The following is a 19,665-nucleotide window of genomic DNA, read 5'->3' on the forward strand; positions in this document are numbered from 1 at the left end:
CACCTTCGCTGTGGCGGGGTGTAGGGAACTCGGTTACAACGCCCGGCTCCCTCATATTGACTTCCAAAACAAAACGCAGAAAGCCACCAGCACCCGATGACGACAACGACACTCACGACCCCGATGGACCTTGCCGCGCTGGGGGCGCTGCTGGCGCGCTACCCGATGGAATGGTGGGTGGCAGGCATGGTGGCCTCGGCCCTGGTGGGCGCGCTGGCCTTGGTCGGCTTGCGCACCGCGCAGCACCACAGCCCGCCGCTGCGCAGGTTTTTGCCCGCGCAGGCGTATGGGGTGGTGCTGGCCGCCATGGGAGCCAGCGCATTCGCACTGGTGCTGGCGGGCGCCACGATGGCCGAACTGGCCGAAAGCTGGAGCGGGGGCGGCCGTTGGGGAACACTGGACGATGCCATTGCGCAAGGACTGCGCACGCACGCCGACACGGCCGTGCTGCAGTGGTTTGCAGTGCTAACGCACCTGGGCGATTCGTGGGTGCTGACTGGGTGCACCGTGGTGGTGGCGGCGCTGCTGTGGGCGTGCCAGCAGCGCCTACTGGCCACCGGCTGGCTGGTGGCCCTGGCGGGCAATGGTGCACTGACCAAGATCCTGAAAAAACTGTTCGAACGCGTGCGGCCGGAACACGAACATGGCATTGCACAGGCCCACGGTTTCAGCTTTCCAAGCGGGCACAGCAGCGCGTCGATGGCGGCCTTCGCCATGCTGGCCTACCTGGCTACCCGCCTGCTGCCAAGGCCCTGGCACTTGCCTGCGGTGCTGGCAGCGGGCGCGCTCACCTTCACCACTGGCTGGAGCCGCGTGGTGCTGCAGGTGCACTACGCCAGCGATGTGCTGGCGGGCTGGCTGCTGGCGGGCACCTGGGTGCTGTGCACGGTGCTGATCATGGAGAGTGTGTCGCGCTGGCGTGGTTCACAAAAACGCCTGGTGCAGGCCTGAACGTCTGTCGCCTTCATTCAGATGGCGACCAGACTGCGAATCCCCTTGGCTTCCATCTCGCTGCCCGGGCCGCGCGCAATCACTTCGCCGCGCTCCATCACCAGGTAGTCATCGGCCAGCTCCTGCGCGAAGTCGTAGTACTGCTCGCACAGCAGGATGGCCATTTCACCCTTGTCTGCCAGCATGCGAATGACGCGGCCGATGTCTTTGATGATGCTGGGCTGGATGCCTTCGGTGGGCTCGTCCAGGATGAGCAGACGTGGGCCGGGGGCCAGGGCACGGGCGATGGCCAGCTGCTGCTGTTGCCCGCCGGATAGGTCACCACCCCGGCGCTTGAGCATCTGCTTGAGCACGGGAAACAGCTCGTACAGGTGCGGGGGCACGGGCGTGGAGCCGCTTTTGTAGGCCAGGCCCATGCGCAGGTTTTCTTCGACCGTGAGGCGGCCGAAGATCTCGCGGCCTTGGGGGACGAAGCCGATGCCTGCTCTTGCCCGGTCGTAGGGAGTGGTTTTGTCGATGGGTTTGCCATCGAATGTGATGCCCCCGCTTTTGATGGGGACCAGGCCCATGAGGCTTTTGAGCAGCGTGGTTTTGCCGACGCCGTTGCGGCCTAGCAGGACGGTGACTTTGCCGGCCTGGGCGGTGAGGCTCACGTCGCGCAGGATGTGGGAGCCGCCGTAGTACTGGTTGATGTTTTGGACGGTGAGCATGGTGGTTTCTTGAGTGTTTTTGGCCTCTGGCGCTTATTCAGCAAGCGGTAATAGCTATATTATTGATAGCCTTCACTGCCCGTTTGGGCTGAGCTTGTCGAAGCCGGGGCTCTCGTGCTGATCTGGCCGCGTGCCTTTGTTGAGGGCGGGAGCCGGGGTGTGCGCCCGGCGGCGCAGTAACTTTCTCTTGCCTCGCCAAGAGAAAGTCACCAAAGAGAAGGCGACCCTACTGTGCGCGTCCCTTCGCTGCGCTACGGGCAACCTGTGATGCTCGGGCATAGGGTGCCACCGCAGAACTCGCTGCGCGCCTTTGGCGCTCCGCTCGAACAACTGCGGTGAGTCAGTGCACGAAGTGCGTGTGTCCTTCGGCACACGCACGCACCCCCTGCCCTGCGCTTCTCGGCACGCACAGAAGGGAACCCGGGGATCGGACATCCACACGGGCCATTGCTTCGCTGCGCTGCGCTCGGCCCCATCTCGCGGGCGCAAACGCCACGCGCTGCGCACACGCGGCCGAGCGAAGCAAAGGCCCGTGTGGATGTTTGGATGTTCGGCTGTCCCTCCCCTGCTGGCTGCGCCTGCGACGGGGCGGTTGCGGGGTGAGCATGGGCGTCGAAGCGCCCATGCTTCGTGATCTGACTCGCCGTGGTTGTCCGAGCGGCGCGCCGCAGGCGCAAAGCGAGTTCCACGGCGCACCCCGCAACCGCCCCGCCGCAGGTTTGCCCCTTCGCAACGCGAAGGGTTCGCAGACTGGGGGTCGCCTTTCTTTTGCTTACTATTCTTTGGCGAAGCAAAGAAAAGTGAGTCGCCTGCCGGGGCGACAACCCGGCCTCCGCACTCAACACAAGCACACCGCCCAAACCAGCGCGCAAGCCCCGGCTTCGACAGGCTCAGCCCGAACGGATAGCGGACATTCTCAAGACCAAAGGAACCAGAGCGGCAAAGCACCATCACCGCCCCAAATAAACCTCAATCACCCGCTCATCCGCCTGCACCTGGTCCAGCGTCCCCTGCGCCAGCACAGACCCATCGCACAACACCGTCACGATCTCCGAAATGGTGCGAATGAAAGACATGTCGTGCTCTACCACCATCAGCGAATGCTTGCCCTTGAGTGTCAAAAACAGCTCCGCCGTGCGCGCAGTTTCCTCATCCGTCATCCCCGCCACCGGCTCATCCAGCAACAACAACTTCGGGTCCTGCATCAGCAGCATCCCAATCTCCAGCCACTGCTTTTGCCCATGGCTCAGATTCCCCGCCATGCGCGCCACGCTGTCCGCCAGATGAATCGTGTGCAGGATCTCGGCCAGCCGGTCCGACTGCGCTGAATCGAGACGGAAGAACATGCTCGACGTCACACCCTTGTGCGTCTTCAAGGCCAGTTCCAGGTTTTCAAACACGCTGAGCTGCTCAAACACCGTGGGCTTCTGAAACTTGCGGCCGATCCCCAGGCTAGCGATCTCCGGCTCGTTGTGGCGCAGCAGGTCGATGGTCGAGCCGAAATACACCGTGCCGCTGTCCGGCCGCGTCTTGCCGGTGATGATGTCCATCATCGTCGTCTTGCCCGCACCATTGGGGCCGATGATGCAGCGCAGCTCGCCGGGTGCGATGTCCAGGCTCAGGTTATTGATGGCTTTGAAGCCGTCAAAGCTCACGTTCACATCTTCCAGGTACAGGATGCGGCCGTGGGTGATATCCACCTCGCCGGGCGTGGCGATGCGCGAGAAGCCTGCAGTGCGGCCACCGGATTCGGTCTGGCCCAGGGCAGCAGGTGCCAGCCGGGCCTGAATGCGCCGCGCGCCTTCGTCCATCAGATCAGGCGTCATGGCGCGGCTCCTTCGGTCTTCTTGTTGTTGTTCTTCTTCAACTTCTTCACCAGGCCCACCACACCATCGGGCAGGAACAGCGTGACGGCGATGAACAGCGCGCCCAGAAAGTACAGCCAGAACTCTGGCGCCGTCACGGTGAGCCAGCTCTTGGCACCATTGACGATGAACGCCCCCACGATGGGCCCGATCAGCGTGGCGCGGCCACCCACTGCAGCCCACACCGCGATCTCGATGGAGTTGGCGGCACTCATCTCGCCGGGGTTGATGATGCCGACCTGCGGCACATACAGCGCGCCCGCCACGCCGCACATCATGGCGCTGATGGTCCAGATGGTGAGCTTGTAGGGCAGCGGCGAGTAGCCCGAGAACATGACGCGCGTTTCGGCATCGCGCACCGCCTGCAGCACGCGGCCAAACTTGCTGCGCACCAGCCAGCGGGCCAGCAAAAAGAACACCAGCAACGTCACGCCCGTGAGCACGAACAGGGTCATGCGCATATTCTGCGTGGCCAGGGGCATGCCCAGAATGCGCTTGAAGTCGGTAAAGCCGTTGTTCCCGCCAAAGCCCGTCTCGTTGCGAAAGAACAGCAGCATGGCCGCATACGTCATGGCCTGCGTGATGATGGAAAAATACACGCCCTTGATGCGCGAGCGGAAGGCGAAGTAGCCGAACACAAATGCGATCACGCCGGGCACCGCCACGATGAGGATTAAGGTGGCCACAAAGCTGTCGGACAGCGCCCAGTGCCAGGGCAGCTCCTTCCAGTCGAGGAACACCATGAAGTCGGGCAGGTCGCTCTTGTAGTTGCCGTCGCGGCCGATCTGGCGCATGAGATACATGCCCATCACATAGCCACCCAAAGCGAAGAACAGGCCGTGGCCCAGGCTCAGGATGCCGGTGTAGCCCCAGATCAAGTCCATGGCGAGTGCGCAGATGGCGTAGCACATGATCTTGCCGAGCAGCGCCACGGCGTAGTCGCTGAGGTGGAATGCGCTGCCTGCGGGCACCCACAGATTGAGTACGGGCGCCACGGCGCACACCACGATGAGCGCGACGATAAAGGCTGACCAGCCGCTGCGGGTAAGCAGCGGTGCCGGAGCAGGAAGTTGGATAGGAGATGGCGTAGTCATATCAGTCTGTCTCTATCGGCCTCAATCGGCCGTACGCCCCTTGACCGCAAAGATGCCCTGCGGCCGCTTCTGGATGAAGATGATGATGAAGACCAGCACGGCGATCTTGGCCAGCACGGCGCCCGTCCAGCCTTCGAGGAACTTGTTGAGCACACCAAGGCCCAGCGCGGCATACACGGTGCCGGCCAACTGGCCCACACCGCCCAGCACCACCACCATGAACGAGTCCACGATGTAGCTCTGCCCCAGGTCGGGCCCCACGTTGCCAACCTGGCTCAGCGCGCAGCCCGCCAGGCCCGCGATGCCCGAGCCCAGTGCAAAGGCATAGGTATCCACCCGAGCCGTATTCACGCCCATGCACGAGGCAATGGGCCGGTTCTGCGTAACACCGCGCACGAACAGGCCCAGCCGTGTCTTGCTGATGAGGAAGGCCACGCCGGCCAGCACCGCCAGCGCAAAGGCGACGATGATCACGCGGTTCCAGGGCAGCTGCAGGTTGTCCATGAGCTGCACGCCGCCGCTCATCCACGCAGGGTTTTCCACGCCCACGTTTTGCGCACCGAACACGGTGCGCACCAGCTGCTGCAGCATCAGGCTGATGCCCCAGGTGGCCAGCAGCGTCTCCAGCGGGCGGCCATACAAGAAGCGGATCACGCTGCGCTCCAGCACCGCGCCCATCAGGGCCGACGCCATGAATGCTACCGGCACGGCCGCGACCAGGTACCAGTCGAACGCACCCGGAAAATACCGCTGGAACACACCCTGCATCACATAGGTGGCATAGGCGCCGATCATCATCAGCTCACCGTGGGCCATGTTGATCACGCCCATCAGCCCGTAGGTGATGGCCAGGCCCAGCGCCACCAACAGCAGGATGGAGCCCAGGCTGATGCCGGTGAACAGCGCGGCCAGCTTCTCGCCCCACTGCAGACGGCCTTCCACCGCTGTCAGCGCGGCCTGGATGGCGGCTTTGACCCGAGGATCCTGTTCATTGCGCAGCTGCTCCAGCAGCACGGTGCGCGTGCCGGGGTTGCCGCTGGTGGCCAGATACTGCGCGGCCTTCAGGCGTTGCGACGCATCGCTACTCGCCAGCAGGATGCGCGCGCGGATGGCTTCGAGCCGGGCTTGCAGGGCAACGTCCTTCTCGGCGGCAAGGGCCTTCTCGATGAGGGGCAGACGCGCCTCGTCGGTCTCTTCGCGCAGCGCGTCGATGGCGGTGCGGCGCTGGGCCACATCGGGCGACAGCAGTTGCAGCGAAGCCAGCGCTGCGTCGAACTCGCCCCGCATGCGGTTGTTGTTGACGATGTCTTCGGCATCGTCGGGCACAGGCACCTCGGCGCCACTCACCGGGTCATAGCCCTTGTCGTCCTTCATGACGATGGCCTTGTCGCCTGCGATCTTGACGGCGTCTTCGCCCATCGCGCGGATAAAGGCCAGCGTGGCGTCGTCGGGGGTGGCAATGGCCTGCTGCAGCGCAGCGATGCGCTCGTCGGTATCGCCGCTGGCCATGGCCCGCGCCGCCTCGGCCGTGAGTGCGTGCGCCTGCACGGCTGCACACAGCAGCAGGCAGGCGATCAGGCGTTGAAAGAAAGAGGCAAACATGAGAGGGCCGGTAGGTCAAATAGAAACAGGCCTGTGCAGCGCGCAGGGCCAAGACCAGGGCCGCCGCGCAAGGGCCGCCCCGCCGCGCTGGCGGCGTCCCCCCTCCCACGCGCAAGCGTGAGAGAGGGGGTGAAGGCGCGAAGCGCCTCAGGGGGGTGTCACAGCTTCGACTTGCCGTCCGGCTCGTCCTTCTTCTTGTCGTTGCCTTCGATGTACGGGCTCCATGGCTTGGCCTTCACAGGACCAGGCGTCTTCCACACCACGTTGAACTGGCCATCGGCCTTGATCTCGCCGATGAACACGCTCTTGTGCAAGTGGTGGTTCTTCTCGTCCATCTTGCTGACGATGCCCGACGGTGCCTTGAAGGTCTGGCCAGCCATGGCGGCAATCACCTTGTCGGTGTCGGTGCTCTTGGCCTTGGTCACGGCCTGGGCCCACATGTTGATACCGATGTAGGTGGCTTCCATCGGGTCGTTGGTGAGCGGCTTGTCTTTGTGGCCGGCAATGCCCTTGGCCTTGGCGTAGTCGCTCCACTTCTTGATGAACTCGGTGTTGGCCGGGCTCTTGATGGACTGGAAGTAGTTCCAGGCGGCCAGGTGGCCCACCAGCGGCTTGGTGTCCACGCCGCGCAGTTCTTCCTCGCCCACCGAGAAGGCGACCACAGGCACGTCCTTGGCCTTCAGGCCTGCGTTGCCCAGTTCCTTGTAGAAGGGCACGTTAGAGTCGCCGTTGATGGTGGAGACCACCGCCGTCTTGCCGCCCTGGCTGAACTTCTTGATGTCGGCCACGATGGTCTGGTAGTCCGAGTGGCCGAACGGGGTGTACTTCTCGTCGATGTCGCTGTCCTTCACGCCCTTGGACTTGAGGTAGGCGCGCAGGATCTTGTTGGTGGTGCGGGGGTACACATAGTCTGTGCCCAAGAGCACCCAGCGCTTGGCGCTGCCGCCGTCCTTGCTCATCAGGTAGTCCACCGCAGGGATGGCTTGCTGGTTGGGCGCGGCGCCGGTGTAGAACACGTTCTTGGACAGCTCTTCACCCTCGTACTGCACGGGGTAGAACAGCAGGCCGTTCATTTCTTCAACCACTGGCAGCACCGACTTGCGCGACACCGAGGTCCAGCAGCCGAAGATGACCGAGACCTTGTCCTGGCCGAGCAGCTGCTTGGTCTTTTCGGCGAACAGGGGCCAGTTGGAGGCCGGGTCCACCACCACGGGTTCGAGCTTCTTGCCCAGCACACCGCCCTTGGCGTTGATCTCGTCGATGGCCATGAGCACGGTGTCTTTCAACACGGTCTCGGAGATGGCCATGGTGCCCGACAGGCTGTGCAGGATGCCGACCTTGATCGTGTCCTGGGCGTGGGCTGGCAGCGCAGACAGGCCAGCGAGCGTAGCGACGGCCGCAAGGGCTTTGAGGGAATAACGACGTTGCATGTGTGCTTCTCCGGTGGTGGTTTCAATCAATCAAACCGCTTCGCTCGCCGGTCCCTTGCGGGGCCCTGGGTGATCGAGCGATGGAATGGATTCTGGAGAGCGGGGCCTGCTTGGGAAATACGCCGGGTGGCGTACACGGTGGCACGGCGCGAACGCGTAAAGCCAGGTCACCCGCGTTGTGTCGGGTAGGCGAAACGCTATGCAATCAGTAGCTAATAGCGCTTTATATATAAGCGCTGGAGGCCAAAAACACTCAAAATCTGCGGCAATCCCGGTGGTGGAGAAACGCCCCTCGGATTTACGATGGGCGGCTAAGGCCCCAATAAGGAATGAACCCATGGTGAAACGACGCACAGTGCTCCTCGGCGGCGCCGCAACAGCGGGCGCGCTGGTCATTGGCTGGGGCGTGATGCCGCCACGCCAGCGCCTGCACCCGTCCGACCCGCTGCCGCAGACCAGCGGACAGGCCGCGTTGAACGGCTGGGTCAAAGTGGGGGCCGACAACACCGTGACGGTGATGATGGCCAAGTCCGAAATGGGCCAGGGCGCGCACACGGGCCTGGCCGCCATCCTGGCCGAAGAGCTGGACGCCGACTGGGCGCAGGTGCGGCTGGAGATGACGCCCATCGACGACATCTACAACAACCTCGCCACGGTGGTGGACGGCCTGCCCTTTCACCCCGACAACGACGGCTCGATGAAAGCCGTGGCGGGCTGGCTGACGGCCAAGACCATGCGCGAGGTGGGCGTGATGATGACGGGCGGATCGAGCAGCATCAAAGACCTGTGGCTGCCCATGCGCGAAGCTGGCGCCCATGCGCGTGCGATGCTGATCCGCGCTGCCGCTTCGCAGTGGGGCGTGCAGGCGACCGAGTGCACGGCCAACGCAGGCTGGGTAGAACACTCTGCAGGCCAGCGCGCCACCTTTGGCGAACTGGCCGCCCTGGCCGCGCAGCAGCCCATGCCGGGCAAGGTCACGCTGAAAGAGCCCGCGCAGTTCAAGCTGATCGGCAAGCCGCTCACGCGCATCGAGGCGCCGTCCAAACTCGACGGCACGGCCGTGTTCGGCATCGACGCCAACCCGCCCAGCCTGCTGCACGCCAGTCTCGTAATGTGCCCCACGCGCGGCGGCAAGGTGGCCCGCTTTGATGCAGCCGCCGCCCAGAAGCTGCCCGGCGTGAAGCACGTGCTCGAAGTGGCGCCCTACCACGGCGGCACGGGCGGTGTGGCCGTGATTGCCGACACGCCGTGGCACGCCAAAAAGGCCGCCGCCGCAGTCACCGTGGAATGGGACCACGGCCCCGCCGCCACCTTGTCGAGCGACACCGTGATGGCGCGACTGGCCCAGGCGCTGGACCAGGCCAAAGGCTTTGGCTACCACAGCGCGGGCGATGTGGACGCGGCCATGCAAGGCGCTGCGACCACCATCACCGCCGACTACCGCGCGCCCTACCTGGCCCACGCCGCGCTGGAGCCCATCAACTGCACAGTGCAGTTCAAAGACGGCGCTGCCACCGTGTGGACATCCACCCAGGTGCCGGGCCTGGCGCGCCGCGCGGCGGCCAAGGCGCTAGGCATCGACGACGAAAAAGTGACCTTGCACCAGCTGCTGCTGGGTGGCGGCTTTGGCCGCAGGCTGGAGGCCGACTACGTGGCCCAGGCCGCCGCCATAGCCAAGGTGGCCGGTGGTGCGCCGGTGCAAACGCTGTGGAGCCGCGAGCAGGACACGCAGCACGACTTCTACCGCCCGGCCTGCATGGCCCGCTTCAAGGCGGGGTTTGACGCGCAGGGCCAGCTGGTGGCTTGGCACAACGTGTCGGTGGGCCAGGCCATCGTGCCGCAGGTGCTGGTGCGCACCTTTGGCCTCGCAGGCGCAGGGCCGGACAAGACCACGTCCGAAGGCGCGTTCGACCAGCCCTACGAATGGCCCCATGCGCGCATTGCGCACGAGATCGTCGACCTGCCGCTGCCGGTCGGCTTCTGGCGCTCGGTCGGACACTCGCACCAGGCGTTTTTCAAGGAAAGTTTTGTGGACGAGGCCGCAGCAGCGGCCAAGCAGGACCCGGTGGCGTTTCGCGCCGCACTGCTGCAAAAGCACCCGCGCCATCTGAAGGTGCTGCAAAAGGCGGCCGAGCTGGCGGACTGGGGAAAACCGCTGGCACCGGGTGCAGCGGGCGAGAAGCGTGCGCGCGGCGTGGCATTGCACCAGTCGTTCGGCTCCATCGTGGCGCAGGTGGCCGAAGTGTCGGTGGGGGCGGACAAGGCCATCCGCGTGCACCGCGTGGTGTGCGTTGTCGACTGCGGCGCGGCCATCAACCCCAACCTGATTGCGCAGCAGATGGAAAGCGGCGTGGTGTTTGGCCTCACGGCGGCGCTGTATGGCGAGATCACACTGAAGGACGGGCAGGTGCAGCAGAGCAATTTTCACGATGTGCCACTGCTCCGCATGGCCGACTGCCCGCGTGTGGAAACGCACATCATCGACAGCGCCGAGCCGCCAGAAGGCGTGGGCGAGCCGGGCGTGCCGCCCATTGCGCCCGCCGTGGCCAGTGCCCTTTTCGCACTCACCGGTCAGCGCCTGCGCGCCCTGCCGCTGAAGCTGGCCTGAATCGATTCAAGGAACCACCATGTCCACGACCTTGCGCATCAACGGCAAAGCCATCTCCGTCACCGCCGAACCCGACACCCCGCTGCTGTGGGTGCTGCGCGGCGAGCTTCACATGAACGGCACCAAGTTTGGCTGCGGCATGGCGCTGTGCGGCGCCTGCACCGTGCATCTGAATGGCGAGCCCGTGCGCGCCTGCATCACGCCCCTCTCGGCCGTGGGCGATGCCGATGTGACCACCATCGAGGGCCTGCAAGGACCCGAAGCCACGGCCCTGCGCACCGCATGGACGGTGCTGGATGTGGCGCAGTGCGGCTACTGCCAGAGCGGGCAGTTGATGTCAGCCTGCGCGCTGCTCAAGAAAACACCCAAGCCCAGCGATGCGGACATTGATGCGGCGATGGGGGGCAATGCGTGCCGGTGCGGGACGTATCCGAGGATTCGAGCGGCGATTCATCAGGCGGCTGAGGGGCGGGGTTGATTTTTGGTTGTGTCTGCCGCTGGCGCTTGTCCATAAAGCGCTTATAGCTATTATTTTTGCAGCATACCCCATGCTGTCGGCCATTCGAGCTGAGTTTGTCAGGGTCTGATCGGTTCATCTGCCCGTTCGGGCTGAGCTTGTCGAAGCCCTGCACTGGCCGATTCCCATGCCTTTGCAGAGGGCGGAGGCCGGGGTGTGCGCCCGGCGGCGCAGTAACTTTCTCTTGCCTCGCCAAGAGAAAGTCACCAAAGAGAAGGCGACCCTACACGCTGCGTCCCTTCGCTTCGCTGCGGGCAACCTGCGGTGCTCGCGTCCAGCGGGGTCTCGCTCGAACTCGCTCCACTTCGTTGCGCTCAGACAATCGCGAGCCCTGATCCGCTGGCCGCTGCGCTCCTCAGCGCATCCTGAAGGGAACCCGGGGAGCGGACATCCACTCGGGCCATTGCTTCGCTGCGCTGCGCTCGGCCCACAACGCGCGGGCGCTTCGCGCCGCGACCGCGAGGCCGAGCGAAGCAATGGCCCGTGTGGCTGTGCGGCTGTTGGATGTTCGGGTGCCCAACCCCCTGCTGGCTGCGCCTGCGGCGGGGCGGTTGCGGGGTGAGCATGCGCGTCGAAGCGCGCATGCCTCGTGAACTGACTCGCCGTGGTTGTCCGAGCGGCGCGCGCCAGCGCAAAGCGAGTTCCACGGCGCACCCCGCAACCGCCCCGCCGCAGGTTGCCCCTTCGCAACGCGAAGGGGTCGCAGACTGGGGGTCGCCCTTTCTTTGGTGACTTTCTTTCGGCGACGCGAAAGAAAGTTACCGCGCTGCCGGGCGCGCTCCCCGGCCTCCGCCCACAAACCAGGCACCCCGCCCCTAAACACACCAAAACCCCAACCCAGTTAGAGTATCGACCTCGCGCAACCCCTGGCCCGCCCAGGCCTCTTCTCCTCCCTCCCCATGTCCAACCTCGTCGTCCACGGCGGCACCCCGCTGCGGGGCCGCATCACCCCTTCTGCCAACAAGAACGCGGTACTGCCCGTGCTGTGCGCCACGCTGCTCACCAACGAGCCACTCAGGCTGCTCGGCGTGCCCGACATCACCGACGTGCGCAAGATCCTCGATATCTTCCGCACCCTGGGCAGCGATGTGCGCATGGACCATGCCACCGGCACGCTGGACCTGCACCACCATGCCACCACGTTCGACGCGGCCCACCACCGCCTGCCCGAGGAAATGCGCTCGTCCATCATGCTGGTGCCCCCGCTGCTGGCGCGCTTTGGCGTGGCGCGGCTGGAGGACAACGTCAAGGGCTGCACGCTGGGCGTGCGCGAGATCGACCCGCATGTGGAGGTGTTCCACCGCTTTGGCGGGCGCGTGGAACGGGCCGAAGGCTCGCTGCTGATCCGCTGCGACGGCAGGCTGCAGGCCAACCACCACTGGCTGGACTACGCATCGGTCACCACCACCGAGAACTTCGTGCTGTGCGCCGCCACGGCCGAAGGCACGTCGGTGCTGACCAATGCCGCGTCGGAGCCGCATGTGCAGGAGTTCTGCCGCTTCATGACCATGATCGGCGTGCGCATTGAGGGCATGGGCACGTCGCGCATCACTGTGCACGGCGGCACCACCCTGCGCGGTGGCGAGTTCCGCTTTGACGAAGATTTTCACGAGATCACCACCTTCCTCGCCTTGGGTGCGATCACGGGGGGCGACGTGGTGGTGAAGAACAGCGCGCCCGAAAATTTCCCGCTCATCGACCGCACCTTTGCCAAGTTCGGCGTCACCGTCACGCACGAGGACGGCTGGTCGCGCGCGCACTGCGCGGGGCCGCTCAAGGTGCAGACGCCGTTCACCAGCAATGTGCTGACCAAGGTGGAGGCGGCGCCCTGGCCGTACTTTCCGGTGGACCTGCTGCCCATCTTCATCGCCCTGGGTGTGCGGGCCGAGGGCAATGCGCTGTTCTGGAACAAGGTGTACGACGGCGCTTTAGGCTGGGCGGGCGAGCTGTCGAAGTTTGGCGCGCATGTGTTCCAGTCCGACCCGCACCGGCTGGTGACCTTTGGCGGCAACCCGCTGACGCCTGCGGTGGTGGAGAGCCCCTACATCATCCGCGTGGCGATTGCGCTCTTCATGGTGGCGGCGAGCACCCCCGGGCGCTCGGAGATCCGCAACGCCACACCCATCCGCCGCGCCCACCCGCACTTCGTGGAGAACCTGCGCAGCCTGGGCGTGCAGGTGGAGTGGACGAGCGAGGAGTGAGGAGCGGACGGTGCTCAGGCGGTGACAACGCCGTCTGCGTCTGCGTCTTCGTCCGGCTCGATGAGTACATGGACCGCAGGGGCCCCACCCTGCTGCACATCGGCGCAGTACACGGCGTTGCGCCCCGTGCCCTTGGCGCGGTACAGGGCCTTGTCGGCACGGTTGACCAGCTCTTCAAAGCCGATGCCCGAGCCCTTGTGCATCGTGGCCACACCGATGCTCACGGTGACCGAAGCGCTCGCACCCTGCTCATTCACGGGCACGCTCAACGCGGCCACATCGTGGCGCAGTGATTCGGCCACACGCAGGGCGCTGACGCCATCGGTTTCGGGCAATACGATCACAAACTCCTCGCCCCCGAACCGCGCCACGATGTCCACACCACTGCGCTTGCGCGCCGCGCAGGCCTGGGCCACGGCGCAGATCACGCGGTCTCCCGCAAGGTGCCCCCAGGCGTCGTTGACCGTCTTGAACAGGTCAATGTCCACCACCAGCAGGGACAGCGGGTGGTCAAAACGCTCGGTGCGTTTGCATTCGTTCGCGCCCAGTTCCATCAGCGTGCGCCGGTTGGCCAGGCCCGTCAGCGAGTCATTGGCGGCCAGCAACTCCAGCGCGGTATTGAGCTCTTGCAGCAGCTTGTTCTGCTCCAGCAGCTGCTGGTTGATCTGCGCAATCTCGTCTTCCTTCTGCTTGCGGTCATGGATGTTGAAGGTGACACCTATCAGCCGCTTGCCGGGCGTGGCGCTGCTGCGGTCCATGATGCGGCCGTAGTTGGCAAACCAGATCCACTCGCCCGCCTTGGAGCGCAGCCGGAACTCGGCACGGTATTGCGGTGTGATGCCTGCCACGTGGTCGGCCACCGCCTGCTTGACGCTTTCCAGGTCGCCAGGGTGGAACAGGCCAAAGATGTCCTGCACGCCCGTCACGATTTCGTCCTGGGTAAAACCCAGCTCCTCAAAGGTCTTGGTGGCCTTGTGGGTGACCTGGCCGCTGACCAGGTCGTTCTCCCACAGGTCCAGCCCGGCGGCCTCCAGCACCAGCTCCAGCCGCTCCTTGTTCAGGTCTGCTTCATCACCCATGGCGGCAAAAACCCTTGATTCTTCAGGCCGACGGCATCGCCCCGGCGTAACCCATGTTGCGCAGCAAACCGGCAAACGAAGCCACGACACCCGGGGTGTTGTAAAGCTGGGGGGCCGTCTGTACGGCGATCACGCTCACCATCTGGCCCGTGCTCTTGCCCGTGGCGGCGTCAAAGTACAGGGCCAGGTCGTCGCTGGCGTTGGAGAAGCCGCGGCCCGTGCTTTCCGAGTAGTAGCAGATGGAGTCGGGGGCGATGACATCGGGCGCCACGCTCGCAGACGAGTACATGATGAGGTTCTCGTTCAGGTTGTACAGATAGTGCGTCTCGGTGCTCAGGCTCGGGTCCTGTGTGTTGTCCAGGCGGATGATGCCCGAATCCAGCGACGCGCTGGAGGTGGACTGCGCGACCGAGGTGATGAAAAAATTGGTCACCACCGCGCTGGCTGGGCGGCCGGTGATCATGGTGATCACACCGGCCACTGCAGCGGTGGCGGGCGGCGTGGCGGCCTGTAGCAGAAACTGCCCCAGGCCCCGCGCCTGCTCCAGCGTGCCCGGTATGTAGCTGCCCGACAACGCAAAGCCGTTGCCCGCGTTGGAGGGCCACATGGCGATGCCCGAATACCCGCCAAACCCGGCCACCACGCCACCCGCCAGGGTTTCCACGCGCGCAGCGGTGGAGGCGCCCAGCACGGCGGATTCCAGATCCACCAGCGTAGAGGCATCGCTGGCCAGCACAGCGGGGCACGGCGCAAGCTGCGCACCGCCGGTGAAGGTGGTCTGGGGCAGTTCGGGCACGGCACGGCCGGCGCCATCGCCGTTGACCACCCAGACCGCGCCCTGCGACATGGCCGCGCCAATGAGCGGCACGAGCGAATTGATGGGCCCGATCTCCACAGGGATCAAGGCGCCCAGCAGGGCACCGGTACTGGCCTCCATCACGGCCACGGTGTTGCTGACCGAGTTTTGCACCGCAGACAGCGTGAGGCTGTCGGCCGCATCGGGCGAGCCCATGATGGCGAGCACACAGGCGTTGGTGGCGCCGTCATAGTCCTGCACCGTGACCGTGCCGCTCCAGCCCTGACCAGCCAGCTCCTGAAGGATCGAACAAGCGTCGTGGTAGCTGCCGCCCCCCCCACTGGCCAAAACCGCTGCGCCCGCCGCAATCGATTGGAAATCGGCCAACCCATAGTTATAGACAACACCCATCTGGCGCCCCTCTCTTTTGGTATGGGAGGCACGATACGCCTGCCCGGTTGGTTGTCAATCCGCTGCATCCCATGCGGGCCCAGGGCGCCAACGTGGTATGACCCGGATCAAGGGCACGCAAGTTCTGCGCCCAAGAACCGCACGGCCAACACCCGCAGCTGAGCGCACCAGGGCGGAAAGCACTCTGGCCTCGCGGTGCGCCATCGCCTATGCTCTGTCTGCGTTGCAGTTTTGTTGTTGTTTTTCCTGGCAGATGCCTACCCACACCATGAGCCTCCCCGATAAATCCCCCGTCTACGGCACCGAAGATCTGCTGATCAGCCTGTGCAACTCCGTCACCCGGGTCTTGAACGTGGCCACCCACAGCCAGATCCACTACTCCGGCATGGTGCAGCGCATCAGCAAGACGTGCCTCAAGCCCGACATCGGCTGTTTTGTGCTGTTCGATGGCGGCTTCTCGGGCCTGGTCATCATCAACTTCTCGGCCCAGGCCGCGATGGAGCTGTATGCCAACTACCTGCTGAACATGGGCATGTCCAAGGACGATCTGGTCAGCTCCTACACGTCGGACGAAGTGAGCAATGTGATGGGCGAGCTGATGAACCAGGTGGTGGGCGACTTCACCGGCAAGGTGCGCCGCGAGCTGCAGACCCACATCACCCAGAACCAGCCCAAGATGCTGGTGCTGAACAAGCAGGTGATGCTGAGCGTGGACGCCAACCTGGACAAGCCCGAAGCCCGGCGTGTGACCTTCTACACCAGCAACAACAACATCTTCTACCTGGAACTGGCCATCGACCGCACCGAGTTCATCAAGCTCTACGACTTCGAGGCGCAGGAAGTGCCGGATGCCGACGCGCTGATGGCCCAGTCGCAAGAAGCCCCTCCCGTGCCCGCGCCACCGCCTGCGGGGCAGGATGACACGGAGGCGTTGCTGAAGTCTCTGGGGATGTAGTTGTTCAAAAACGATAGCTGCTAGCGCTTGTTATATAAGCGCTAGAGGCATATTTCACTCATATTCTTTTGTCCACAAGCCGGTGCAGCACAGTGCTGGAGACCCAGGGCTTCGTGCTGCTGCCCGGCCTGCTGACACCCGATGACTGCGCAACCCTAGCAGCGGAGGTTGACAAGTACCTCCCGCTGCAGGACGGCAACACCGCACGTCCCCCCAACTCCGGCGGCCAGCGCAACCTGCTGAAGTACCCCTGGTGCAAGGCCCTGGCAGAACGGCTGCAGGGAATGCCTGCGATTGCGCCCCTTCTACCCACATCGTCTGTCGCGGTGCAGTGCACCTACTTCGAGAAAACGCGAGCGCGCAATTGGCTCGTTCCACTGCACCAGGACCTGAGCATTCCAGTCGCTGAGCGGGTGGAGCATCCCGCGCTCCGAGGCTGGTCTGAAAAGGACGGCGCTCTTTTTGTGCAGCCCCCCGCCCGCTTGCTGCAAGAGTTGCTGGCGGTGCGCCTGCACCTGGACCCGTGTCAAGGTGAAGATGGCCCGCTGCGTGTGGTGCCCGCCACGCACCAACTGGGTGTATTGACGCCACGGAACGCCCAGGCGCTGCGCGATGCCAGCGGCGAAGTCCTCTGCGTTGCAGACCTGGGCACCGCGCTGGCGATGCGCCCGCTGCTGCTGCACGCCTCGTCCAAGTCCACGAGCAACCGTCCACGGCGCGTGCTGCATTTTGTATTTGGCCCGGCTACCCTGCCTTGGGGCCTGGCTTGGTCCAAGGCAGTGTTCAGCTGAAACCCGTCGGGCGCAAAGTCCTACAAGGCTGTACCGGTGCAGCCTACGGCTGAGCGCCGCTGACTGCATAAATTGTGGGCAACGCAGTCGCCCTCAGCCCGCGCTGCATTCCAACCGCATCCTGAGGAGAACCACCATGCCCCGAGGCACCTGGAGCGCCAAGCGCGAACGACAATACGAACACATCAAGGACAGTCTGCTGGACCGCGGCAAAGGTCAGGAAACAGCGGAGGAAATTGCCGCCCGCACCGTGAACAAGGAGCGGGCCCAGCATGGTGAGAGCAAGACGGCCAACCCCAAGACGCTGCGGGATACACCCGCGCCCGTGCGCGGTGGCAAGCGTTCACACCAAGGCGCACAAGGCCGCACCAAGGAACAGTTGTACGAGGAAGCGCGGCACCAAGGCATTGCGGGGCGTTCCAAGATGAACAAGCAGCAACTGGAGCAGGCCTTGAAACGGTGACATCTGCAGGCCACATCGAAAATCGAAATTGATAGCTGCCAGCGCTTTATCTATAAGCGCGGGAGGCTAAAAAGACCCAATTTTGAGCACCGCCTTCGTCAGCGCCGCGGACCCAAACGCTCTGCGATCCAGATACCGCCAAGCACCATCGCCAGCGCCAACGCGTGATAGGCACCCACCGGCTCGCTCAGTACCCAAACGGCCAAGGCAGGCCCAAACACGGGGTTGAGGTTGAGGAACACGCTGGCACGCGCCGGGCCGATCAGCTCCACCGCGCGGATAAACAGGATCTGCGAGACAAACGATGGCAGCAGACCCACATACAGCAGGATGAGCCAGCCCTGCAACGTGGGCCAGAAGAAATGCCCGGTTGAAACTTCGGCCGCCAGCAGCGGCAACGAAGCCAGCGCCGCGACGCCCGCCACCGCCGAGAAGAAAACCAGGGGCGGCACCACAGGGCGGGACCGCAGCCCCAGCGTGTAGCCGGCATACAGCACACAGGCCAGCAAAATCCACAGGTCGCCAATGTTGAAGTCAAGCGCCGCCACCACCGCCCAGGTGCCGCGCGAGGCGACGATGGCCACACCAGCGAGCGTGATGACCACCCCCAGCATCTGCAATGCGGTAACGCGCAGCCGCAAGAACAACACCCCGGCCAGCAACACCAGCACCGGAATCATCCCCTGAATCAGCGCCAGGTTGACGGCGGTGGTGTGGTGGGCGGCGGCGTAGAACAGCGCATTGAACGCGGTAAAGCCGCTCACACCCATGAGCGCCAGATACGTCCAGCGCCCCCGCAATGCGGGCAGGTGCTGCACCACCTGCTGGCGTGCGACAAACCACAGCGCAATGCAGGCAATGCTCCAGCGGGCCGTGGTCAGCATCATGGGAGAGACGTTCCCCACAGCCAAACGCGCCGCCACCGCATTGCTGCCCCAGATGAGGGTGGTGACGATGAGGAGAAGTGCGGGGCGCTGATAGAGACTGCGCCAAAAGGCACCGCGTGTGGCGGCAGACGAGGATGCGGGCATGGGCACGAGGGTAGCAAACTCAATGGGTGCTGCTGTCCTGCGCCCTCTTCTGTGCGAAGACCCATGCGACGGGCCGAACCAACGGCTGCCTATCCCTCAAACTGCGGATGCAGCTGCCGGATGCGGTTCATGGCCATGGCCGCCGCTGCGGTGCGCGTCTCCACCCCCAGCTTGGCGAACACGCGCTCCAAGTGTTTCTTCACCGTGGCGGGGCTCGCGCCCAGGATGTCGCCGATGTCGCGGTTGATCTTGCCCTTAACCACCCAGTAGAGCACCTCGGCCTCGCGCGCGGTGAGCTTGAAGGACAGGCTCATGGATTCGATGATCTTGGCGTCGGACACCTCGCGCATCACGATGAGCCAGTCGCCGCCGCCCGCACTGTCGCCTGCCTGCTGGTGCAGGCGGAAGGTGAGCCTGCGGGCGCCCTGCTCCACGGCCAGGCGCGGGGGCTCGGCCAGCGAAGCGGCCAGCAGCTCGGCCGCGTTGTCGGCCAGCACATGGCGACGCAGCCAGGCCTGCACCGCCTCGGGCGCCCATTGGCCAAAGGCGGTGGGCGTGCCATCGGGGCTCACTTCACCAAAGTAGCTTTGCAGCAGCTCGCGCGCCAGCGGGGTTTGCCAGACGATGCGGCCGTCCGACGCACGCACGGTGATGCTGGCGTAGCCAAACGCATCGAGCGCGTTGCGCGCCTCGCGCGCCTGGCGGGCGTCCTGCCGGGCCTTGCGGGCTGCACCCAGGTGCACGCCCATGCGCGCCATCACCTCGCGGGGCTTGATGGGCTTGGTGACGTAGTCCACGCCACCCGCCTCCAGTGCGGCCACGAGGTGCTCGGTCTCGGTCAGGCCCGTCATGAAGATGATGGGGATGTGCGCCGTGGCGGGCGATGCCTTCAGGCGCCGCGCCACTTCAAAACCGTCCATGCCGGGCATCATGGCGTCGAGCAGCACAATGTCGGGCAGGGCCTGCGCGGCACGCTGCAAGGCCGCCTCGCCATGCGTGGCGACCAGCACGGTGTAGCCCGATTCATCCAGCGCGTCGTGCAGCACGGCCAGGTTGTCGGGCACGTCGTCCACGATCAGCACCACATCGCTGTCGGTGCGGTCCAGCGCTGCACCGGGCGCTGCAGACGCGTGCAAGGAAGATGGGTTGGCGGTGGTCATC

General features: G+C 64.8%; 16 protein-coding genes. 7 read left to right on the forward strand and 9 right to left on the reverse strand.

The window, feature by feature from the left end:
* Nucleotides 1-96: 96 nt before the first annotated feature.
* Complete coding sequence (locus LPA35_RS20490; RefSeq protein ID WP_228898648.1) at nt 97-951, forward strand: phosphatase PAP2 family protein; 855 nt, start codon at nt 97-99, stop codon at nt 949-951.
* A gap of 17 nt (nt 952-968) precedes the next feature.
* Here LPA35_RS20490 and urtE read toward each other — a convergent pair whose 3' ends face one another.
* The 5 genes from urtE to urtA all read right to left on the reverse strand — a co-directional run bounded on the left by urtE (nt 969) and on the right by urtA (nt 7,652).
* Entirely contained in the window at nt 969-1,661 is a 693-nt protein-coding gene (urtE, locus tag LPA35_RS20495; RefSeq protein ID WP_228898650.1) for an urea ABC transporter ATP-binding subunit UrtE, read from the reverse strand.
* 950 nt (nt 1,662-2,611) lie between these two features.
* On the reverse strand, nt 2,612-3,487 hold the full coding sequence (urtD, locus tag LPA35_RS20500; protein WP_218298650.1) for an urea ABC transporter ATP-binding protein UrtD: 876 nt from the start codon (nt 3,485-3,487) through the stop codon (nt 2,612-2,614).
* The gene (gene urtC, locus LPA35_RS20505; protein ID WP_121422540.1) at nt 3,484-4,620 is read right to left on the reverse strand and encodes an urea ABC transporter permease subunit UrtC; all 1,137 of its coding nucleotides are present in this window, start codon (nt 4,618-4,620) and stop codon (nt 3,484-3,486) included. The genes urtD and urtC overlap by 4 nt, the downstream gene beginning before the upstream one ends.
* Nucleotides 4,621-4,641: 21 nt before the next feature.
* A complete protein-coding gene (urtB, locus tag LPA35_RS20510) occupies nt 4,642-6,222 on the reverse strand; it encodes an urea ABC transporter permease subunit UrtB (RefSeq protein WP_228898651.1) in 1,581 nt (526 codons plus the stop codon).
* Nucleotides 6,223-6,380: 158 nt separating this feature from the next.
* Nucleotides 6,381-7,652 carry an urea ABC transporter substrate-binding protein gene (gene urtA / locus LPA35_RS20515; RefSeq protein WP_121423059.1) on the reverse strand — a complete coding sequence of 424 codons (1,272 nt, stop codon included), beginning with the start codon at nt 7,650-7,652 and terminating at the stop codon, nt 6,381-6,383.
* 337 nt (nt 7,653-7,989) lie between these two features.
* On the opposite strand from urtA, the gene LPA35_RS20520 reads away from it, so the two are divergent.
* From LPA35_RS20520 to LPA35_RS20530, 3 genes are all read left to right on the forward strand, one after another.
* The gene (locus LPA35_RS20520; protein WP_228898654.1) at nt 7,990-10,260 is read left to right on the forward strand and encodes a xanthine dehydrogenase family protein molybdopterin-binding subunit; all 2,271 of its coding nucleotides are present in this window, start codon (nt 7,990-7,992) and stop codon (nt 10,258-10,260) included.
* A 19-nt stretch (nt 10,261-10,279) separates the two neighbouring features.
* Nucleotides 10,280-10,738 (forward strand): (2Fe-2S)-binding protein, encoded by a 459-nt coding sequence (locus LPA35_RS20525; protein ID WP_228898656.1) that lies wholly within the window; start codon nt 10,280-10,282, stop codon nt 10,736-10,738.
* 938 nt (nt 10,739-11,676) lie between these two features.
* Nucleotides 11,677-12,978 (forward strand): UDP-N-acetylglucosamine 1-carboxyvinyltransferase, encoded by a 1,302-nt coding sequence (locus tag LPA35_RS20530; protein WP_228898658.1) that lies wholly within the window; start codon nt 11,677-11,679, stop codon nt 12,976-12,978.
* Nucleotides 12,979-12,992: 14 nt separating this feature from the next.
* Here LPA35_RS20530 and LPA35_RS20535 read toward each other — a convergent pair whose 3' ends face one another.
* Together LPA35_RS20535 and LPA35_RS20540 are read right to left on the reverse strand one after the other, a co-directional pair.
* A complete protein-coding gene (locus LPA35_RS20535) occupies nt 12,993-14,057 on the reverse strand; it encodes a sensor domain-containing diguanylate cyclase (protein WP_121507372.1) in 1,065 nt (354 codons plus the stop codon).
* A 22-nt stretch (nt 14,058-14,079) separates the two neighbouring features.
* On the reverse strand, nt 14,080-15,264 hold the full coding sequence (locus LPA35_RS20540) for a DUF917 family protein (RefSeq protein WP_228898660.1): 1,185 nt from the start codon (nt 15,262-15,264) through the stop codon (nt 14,080-14,082).
* Between the two features lie 268 nt (nt 15,265-15,532).
* Here LPA35_RS20540 and LPA35_RS20545 point away from each other — a divergent pair, with 268 nt between their 5' ends.
* From LPA35_RS20545 to LPA35_RS20555, 3 genes are all read left to right on the forward strand, one after another.
* Nucleotides 15,533-16,219, forward strand: a complete 687-nt coding sequence (locus tag LPA35_RS20545; RefSeq protein WP_218298656.1) for a DUF3334 family protein — start codon at nt 15,533-15,535, stop codon at nt 16,217-16,219.
* A 68-nt stretch (nt 16,220-16,287) separates the two neighbouring features.
* Entirely contained in the window at nt 16,288-17,010 is a 723-nt protein-coding gene (locus tag LPA35_RS20550) for a phytanoyl-CoA dioxygenase family protein (RefSeq protein WP_228898662.1), read from the forward strand.
* A 136-nt stretch (nt 17,011-17,146) separates the two neighbouring features.
* Entirely contained in the window at nt 17,147-17,473 is a 327-nt protein-coding gene (locus LPA35_RS20555; RefSeq protein WP_228898665.1) for a plasmid stabilization protein, read from the forward strand.
* A gap of 98 nt (nt 17,474-17,571) precedes the next feature.
* Here LPA35_RS20555 and LPA35_RS20560 read toward each other — a convergent pair whose 3' ends face one another.
* Both LPA35_RS20560 and LPA35_RS20565 read right to left on the reverse strand, forming a co-directional pair.
* A complete protein-coding gene (locus LPA35_RS20560) occupies nt 17,572-18,504 on the reverse strand; it encodes a DMT family transporter (RefSeq protein ID WP_218298658.1) in 933 nt (310 codons plus the stop codon).
* Between the two features lie 89 nt (nt 18,505-18,593).
* Complete coding sequence (locus LPA35_RS20565; RefSeq protein ID WP_228898667.1) at nt 18,594-19,664, reverse strand: response regulator; 1,071 nt, start codon at nt 19,662-19,664, stop codon at nt 18,594-18,596.
* Nucleotide 19,665 lies beyond the last annotated feature (1 nt).

The sequence above is a fragment of the Acidovorax sp. Leaf73 genome, from assembly GCF_916855635.1.
Taxonomy (GTDB): domain Bacteria; phylum Pseudomonadota; class Gammaproteobacteria; order Burkholderiales; family Burkholderiaceae_C; genus Acidovorax; species Acidovorax facilis.